Source organism: Kitasatospora sp. NPDC036755, from assembly GCF_040636595.1.
Lineage (GTDB): Bacteria > Actinomycetota > Actinomycetes > Streptomycetales > Streptomycetaceae > Kitasatospora.
The window spans coordinates 1-5,861 of record NZ_JBEZUT010000432.1 but is presented as its reverse complement, the minus strand read 5'-3'; the positions used below and the strand labels follow the sequence as shown (position 1 = coordinate 5,861).

The window sequence follows — 5,861 nt, the reverse complement described above, 5'->3', positions numbered from 1 at the left end:
GCACGACGGGGACCGCACCGTCCGGACCGGCAGCAGCACCGAGGAGTACCGCAGCACCGGGCCCGAGGGGCCGTACCGGCGGACGCTGAGCTTCATCACCGCCCCGCCCGGGGACACCGCGAGACCGTCCGAGAACACCGGCGGACCCTCCGAGGGCACCGCGGGACCGACCGGCACCACCGGGGTGAGCGGAGCATGAACGTGGCCACCCGGACCCTGACCCAGGCGCTGCGCCGGCTGAACTTCACCTTCACCGCCGACGGCAGCCACGCCGCCTGCCTCGCCTCCACCGCCGACAGCGGCTGGTACGTGGAGAGCTGGCGACTTCCGCAGGACGGCGAACCGGCCGCGCCGACCGCGCTCCCGCTGCCCGGCAACCGCGCGGAGAGCCCGCGCTCGCAGGTGGTCCCGCTGCCCGACGGCTCGGTGCTGGCCTGCCGGCACGACGCCGACCGGCACGACCTGGTCCACCTCTCCCACGGCGAAAACGGCACCCTGGAAGAGCAGTTGGGCGTACTGCGGATGGCCGGACTGCGGGTACTGCCGCTCCCGGCGCACCCCGGGGCCGGCCCGCGGACGCCGGTGGCGGTCGCGCTCGGCAGCGACACCCGCCCGGCGACCACCGTCTGGCTGGTGCGCACGGACGGCAGCGAGCCCGAACCGGTCGCCGAGATCCCGGGGTTGCACGGCGGCGGCACCTGGCTGGACCGCACCGGCACGCTGCTCGCGCTGGACCGGGTGAGCGCGGGCCTGGTCCGCAGCGTGGTGCTCGACCTGCGCGACGGAACCACCGGCCCGCTGCTGGAGATCGGCCCGCGGAGCAACGACCGCCTGGTGCTCTTCGACCCGGACAGCCGCTTCGCGATGGTGCGCAGCGACGCGCCCGGCACCGACCGGCTCGGCTGGGGCGTCCTCGGCGCCGGGGAGCCGCTGCGGTTCCCGGAGTGCCTGCACGTCGCGGGCACGCTCCTGCGGCCGGTCGCGCTGCGGGTGGCCGCGGACGGCCCCCGGGTCGCGGTGCAGATCGACCACGGCGCGGGTTCGGCGCTGGCCCTGTGGCGGCCCTCCGCCGGGCGGCTGGACCCGCTGCCGGTGCCACCCGGCCGGCTCGGCGCGGTCGGGCACTGGGGTGCGGCGGGGCTGCGGCTGCCGTACTCCTCGCCTGACCACCCGACCGCGCTGGCCACCCTCGATGTCGACGCGCTGCTGGCGCACGGCCCGCTCCCGGCCGCCTCGGCGCCGGCTCCGCTGCCCCTGCAACTCGCCCCGCTGGCCTCGGGGTTGCCCGGACCGGGGCGGGACGCCGCCCCGCCCTGGCAGCCCGGCGGAGTCCGCCCGGTGCGGACCGTGCCGCCCGGCTGGCGGCTCGACGGCAGCACCCCGCCCGGGGACGGCGGTCGCTGGCAGCCCGCGCAGAGCCTCGAACTCGCCGGCCCGGCGGGCCCGTTGGAGGCCGTGGTGTACGGCGGGGACGCCTGGCTGAGCAGCCCGCACCTGGTGCTGGCGCTGCACGGCGGCCCGGCGGACGCCTGGCGGCTGGAGTTCGACCCGGCGCTGCAGCGGATGGCCGCCGAGGGCCTGGCGGTCGTCGCCCCGAACCAGCGCGGCTCCACCGGCTACGGCGTGCCGCACGCGCTGGCCATCCGGGGCGCCTGGGGCGGTCCCGACCTGGAGGACGTCCTGCACCTGCTGGACGGCATCGCGGGCCAGCGCGCCGCCCTCGGCCTGGAGCCGCCGGCCCTCTTCGGGGTCAGCTACGGCGCCTTCCTGGCGCTGCTCGCGGCCGCGCACGCCCCGGCCGAACAGGTGTCCCGCTGCGCGGTGGTCGCGCCGTTCCTCTCCGGCGCCCGGCTGCTGGCCGAGGCGGCGTCCCCCGTGGCGGCGCTGACCGCCCGGCTGGGCGGCGGCGAGCCGATCGCCGACCCCCGCGGACCGCGCGACGTGCTGCAACTGGCGCACCGGCTGAGCGCGCCGCTGCTGGTGGTGCACGGCAACCGGGACGAGGTCGTGCCGGTGAGCCAGTCCCGTTCGCTGCGGCACGAACTGCTGCGGATCGGCCGGGTCGAGGGCGAGGACTTCCGGTACGTCGAGGCGGCCGGCTCCGGGCACGAGGTGCTCGCCGACGAGGGCGCCGCCGTGCTGCACGAGCTGCTGGCCACGTTCCTGCGGACCGGCCGTCCGGGCTGATCCGGCCAGATCCACACGTCGCGCCCTGGGCGATCCGGGTGAACTCACCGCGGGTGGGCGCCAGTTGCCGACCTTGGTACGGACCAATCCGCCGCCCTCCCCGGCCGCGGTGCCCCAGGGGCGACCCGCCGTCCGGGCACCGCCGCCGAGGAGCGGATCGAACGGGCCCCCTCCGCCCGCCCGGCGCACCGGTGTTCGTCCCGCACCGCATCGGCTCCGTGCCGCGGGCGGACCGGGCGCCGCCGCCGCACCGCCGCGAGCCGGGCGGCCGCCGGCCCGGTTCCGGGCCCCGGACCGGCCCGGACTCGCGTCACGATCTCGATAGGATCTCGTCCGTCCCGGCCGTTATGGTGGCCGGGGCACGGGCCGCGATCACCGGCTACGGGCGCGTACCGAGCGCCCGATCGGGGACCCGACCGTGCGCCACCGGCGCCGGCCGGGCGCCGATGACCCGCACCCTCCGCACGGAAAAGACGATTCTCATGTCCGACACCCTCACCGACACCACCGGACCCGCGGTTACCGGGACCGACGCCGACGAGAAGACGGCCAAGGACACCGCGGCACACGGCCGTCACCGCGGTGGCTCCGCCTCCGACGACAGCCCGGAGACCGACGCACACGGCCGCCACCGCGCGGCCGGCGCGCTGGGCTGACCGCACCGGCACCCGCACGCGGGACGCCGACGCACCGCGCGGCGACACCGCACCCGAGGGCTCGCAGGGGACACACTCCCCCTGCGGGCCCTCAGTCCATCGCGACGACCGTCCGCAGCGCCTCGCCGCTCCGCATCTGCGCGATCGCCTCGTTGACCTCCCCGAGCCCCACCCGGTGGGTGACCATGCCGTCGAGGTCGATCCGCCCGGCCCGCCAGAGGTCCACGACCAGCCCGATGGTGCGCGAGACGGTGGCCCCTCCGTACAGCGAGGGCAGCAGCCGCTTCTCGTTGAAGAACAGCTCTCCCATGGTGAACTGCGCCAGGTCGTCCTGCGCGCCCGCGCCGATGACGACCACCGCGCCGCCGCGCCGGGCGGCCTCGTAGCCGGCCCGGACGGTGGCCGCGCGCCCGACCGCCTCGAAGACGTGATCGAAGCCGCCACCGGGCAGCTTCTTGGCCACCGCCTTGAGCTCCTCGGGCGCGATCGCCTCGGTGGCGCCGAACGCCAGGGCGCGCTCGCGGCGCGAGGCCACCGGGTCGACGACGGTGATCCGGCCGGCGCCGCAGACCCGGGCGCCCTGCACGGTGGCCACCCCGACCCCGCCCGCCCCGATCACCGCGACGGAGGCGCCGGGTTCGACCCGGGCGGTGTTCACCGCGGCGCCGACGCCCGTGGTCACCCCGCAGCCGATCAGCGCGGCGGCCTCGTAGGGGAGGTCGTCGGGCACCTTGATGACGGCGTTCGCCGCGACCACGACCTCCTCGGCGAAGGCCCCGGTGCCGTAGAAGCCGGAGGCGCTCAGCCCGCCCTCGGCGATCCGGAAGCCCGGGGCGCCGAGGCTGCGCAGGCTGGCGACGCACAGGTGACCGCGGTCCCGGCGGCAGTGCTCGCAGTGGCCGCACGGGGCCATCCAGCAGAGCACCACGCGGTCGCCGGCGGCGAGTCCGGTGACGCCCTCGCCGATCTCCAGCACGTCCCCGGCGCCCTCGTGCCCGGGGACGAACGGCGCGGGCTGCGGCAGGACGCCGCTCATCGCGGAGAGGTCCGAGTGGCAGAGGCTGGCGGCCCGCATCCGGACCCGTACGGTCCCCGGCCCGAAGCCCACGGCCGTCACGTCCGAGCGGACGTCGAGGGTCTCCTGGCCGGTCTCGTACAGGACGGCTGCGCGCATGGTGCTGCTCCCGGGGTGCCTGGTGTGCCTGGTGGGCCTCGGATCGGCGGTCGCGCCGATTCTGGCACGGGCGCCGGGGCGCGACTAGAACGCGTTCCACAACAACGGGGCGGAAGAACCGGCAGAACCGCCGGATGACCGCCCGCCGCCGCCCGGCGGTCGGACGCCCCGGCCCCGCCGCCCCCGCTACCGTCGAGTAGGGTCCCTGCACGTCCGCCCGCGTCCCGACCCCCGACGTCCCGACCGGCCCGCCCCACCCCGAGGAGCACCGCATGTCCGACCTGCTGCCGATCGCCGAGCCGGCGCCCGAGGTGCTGGCGGCGTTCGAGGGCGCCACCGGGTTCATGCCGGTGGACGAGGGGCTCGCGCTGTACGCGGCCGCGGTGGCCGCGGCGCGCGGCACCGGGCTGCCGGTGCTGGAGATCGGAACCTACTGCGGCCGCTCGGCGATCCTGCTCGCGGCGGCGGCCCGGGAGGCCGGGACGGTCGCCCTGACCGTCGACCACCACCGCGGCTCGGAGGAGCAGCAGCCCGGCTGGGAGTACCACGACCCGACGCTGGTCGACCCCGAGGTCGGACAGATGGACACCCTGCCCCTGTTCCGCCGCACGCTGCACGCCGCCGGGCTGGAGGAGCACGTGGTGGCACTGGTCGGCCGCTCCCCGCGGATCGCCGCGCTGTGGGGACGCCCGCTGGGCCTGGTGTTCATCGACGGGGGGCACACCGACGAGCACGCGACCGGCGACTACGAGGGCTGGGTGCCGCACCTGGCGCCGGAGGGCCTGCTGGTGGTGCACGACGTCTTCCCGGACCCGGCGGACGGCGGCCAGGCCCCGTACCGGGTGTACCTGCGGGCCCTGGCCGAGGGCTTCGAGGAGGTCTCGGTGACCGGCTCCCTGCGGGTGCTGCGCCGCGCCGCCCGGTAGCCCGCTCCTCCCCCCGCGCCCCGGCACCCGCCGGCTCCCGCCGCCCGCCCGGCGGCCCCCGCGCACCGTTCGCACCCACCGCCCCGCACCGATGCTCTAACGTCGTGCCGGGGCTGTCGGGCGGGGGTTCGAACGGTACGGTGGCCGCGCAGCACCAGGCAGAACGCAGGGCATCGGCGGACGGTGGGGGCCAGCAGCGACATGACGGACCAGCAGAACAGCGCTCCGGCGGTCTGGGACCCCACCGCGCGCGGCGGAGCCGGCGGCTGGGTGCGCGGCCCGCAGCCCCCGTCCGACACCCGGTCCGCCCCCGAGGCGCCCGTCACCCCAACGCCCCAGCCGCCCGCCACGGCCCAGCCGCCCGCTCCCGGCGCCGTCGGCGACCAGGGCCCGCCGCTGGGCGCCCGCCCGTACCTGGCCTCCTCGCCCGGCTACGACCCGCCGACCGCCCCGCTGTTCCCCGGCGTCACCCCGCCGCCTCCGGCCGCCCCGCCGGCGCCGTTCCCCTCTCCCGGGGGCCCGCAGGCCCGGGCGCCGCAGCCGGCCCCCGGCCAGGACTACCTCCTGAAGCCGCCCGCCGCCCCGCCGCAGCCCCCGTACGCCGCCCAGCCCTCCTTCGGCGCCCAGCCCCCGTACGGCACCCCGGGCCCGTACGGCGCCCCGGGCCCGTACGGCGCCCAGCCCGACCGTCCGGCCGGCTACGAGGAGGACGAGGACCGGCCGACCAACCGCAAGGCCCCGCTGCTGATCGGCTTCGCCGTGCTGCTGGTGCTGGCGATCGGCGGCGGCCTGCTGTTCGCCGTCCAGGGGGGCGACGACAAGGACGGCCAGGCCGCGCCCGCCCCGGCCTCCGCCCCGGCGACCGGCGCGGACAACCCGCCGCCCGCCCCCGCGCCCACGGGTGCGGACGGCGCGCCG

General features: G+C 77.8%; 5 protein-coding genes and 1 pseudogene. 5 read left to right on the top strand and 1 reads right to left on the bottom strand.

Going from position 1 to position 5,861, the window contains the following annotated elements; translation table 11 throughout:
- The 3 genes from AB0E96_RS37250 to AB0E96_RS37240 form a co-directional block, all read left to right on the top strand.
- The coding region (locus AB0E96_RS37250) for a hypothetical protein (protein WP_359830668.1) at window positions 1-199 on the top strand (199 nt) is incomplete at its 5' end.
- Window positions 196-2,187 (top strand): alpha/beta fold hydrolase, encoded by a 1,992-nt coding sequence (locus AB0E96_RS37245; RefSeq protein WP_359830666.1) that lies wholly within the window; start codon window positions 196-198, stop codon window positions 2,185-2,187. The genes AB0E96_RS37250 and AB0E96_RS37245, both read left to right, overlap by 4 nt.
- Before the next feature lie 482 nt (window positions 2,188-2,669).
- Window positions 2,670-2,843 (top strand): hypothetical protein, encoded by a 174-nt coding sequence (locus AB0E96_RS37240; protein WP_359830663.1) that lies wholly within the window; start codon window positions 2,670-2,672, stop codon window positions 2,841-2,843.
- Between the two features lie 91 nt (window positions 2,844-2,934).
- Here AB0E96_RS37240 and AB0E96_RS37235 read toward each other — a convergent pair whose 3' ends face one another.
- Window positions 2,935-4,017 (bottom strand): alcohol dehydrogenase catalytic domain-containing protein, encoded by a 1,083-nt coding sequence (locus AB0E96_RS37235; RefSeq protein ID WP_359830661.1) that lies wholly within the window; start codon window positions 4,015-4,017, stop codon window positions 2,935-2,937.
- 272 nt (window positions 4,018-4,289) lie between these two features.
- Here AB0E96_RS37235 and AB0E96_RS37230 point away from each other — a divergent pair, with 272 nt between their 5' ends.
- Both AB0E96_RS37230 and AB0E96_RS37225 read left to right on the top strand, forming a co-directional pair.
- Window positions 4,290-4,943, top strand: a complete 654-nt coding sequence (locus AB0E96_RS37230) for a class I SAM-dependent methyltransferase (RefSeq protein ID WP_359830658.1) — start codon at window positions 4,290-4,292, stop codon at window positions 4,941-4,943.
- A 201-nt stretch (window positions 4,944-5,144) separates the two neighbouring features.
- Window positions 5,145-5,861 (top strand): annotated as a pseudogene (locus tag AB0E96_RS37225) (hypothetical protein); the annotation flags it as partial.

What these genes read in the sequence shown, in the direction of transcription:
- AB0E96_RS37235 (WP_359830661.1), bottom strand. Translation starts at nt 4,017, where the DNA reads ATGCGCGCAGCCGTCCTGTACGAGACCGGCCAGGAGACCCTCGACGTC.
- AB0E96_RS37245 (WP_359830666.1), top strand. Translation starts at nt 196, where the DNA reads ATGAACGTGGCCACCCGGACCCTGACCCAGGCGCTGCGCCGGCTGAAC.
- AB0E96_RS37230 (WP_359830658.1), top strand. Translation starts at nt 4,290, where the DNA reads ATGTCCGACCTGCTGCCGATCGCCGAGCCGGCGCCCGAGGTGCTGGCG.
- AB0E96_RS37240 (WP_359830663.1), top strand. Translation starts at nt 2,670, where the DNA reads ATGTCCGACACCCTCACCGACACCACCGGACCCGCGGTTACCGGGACC.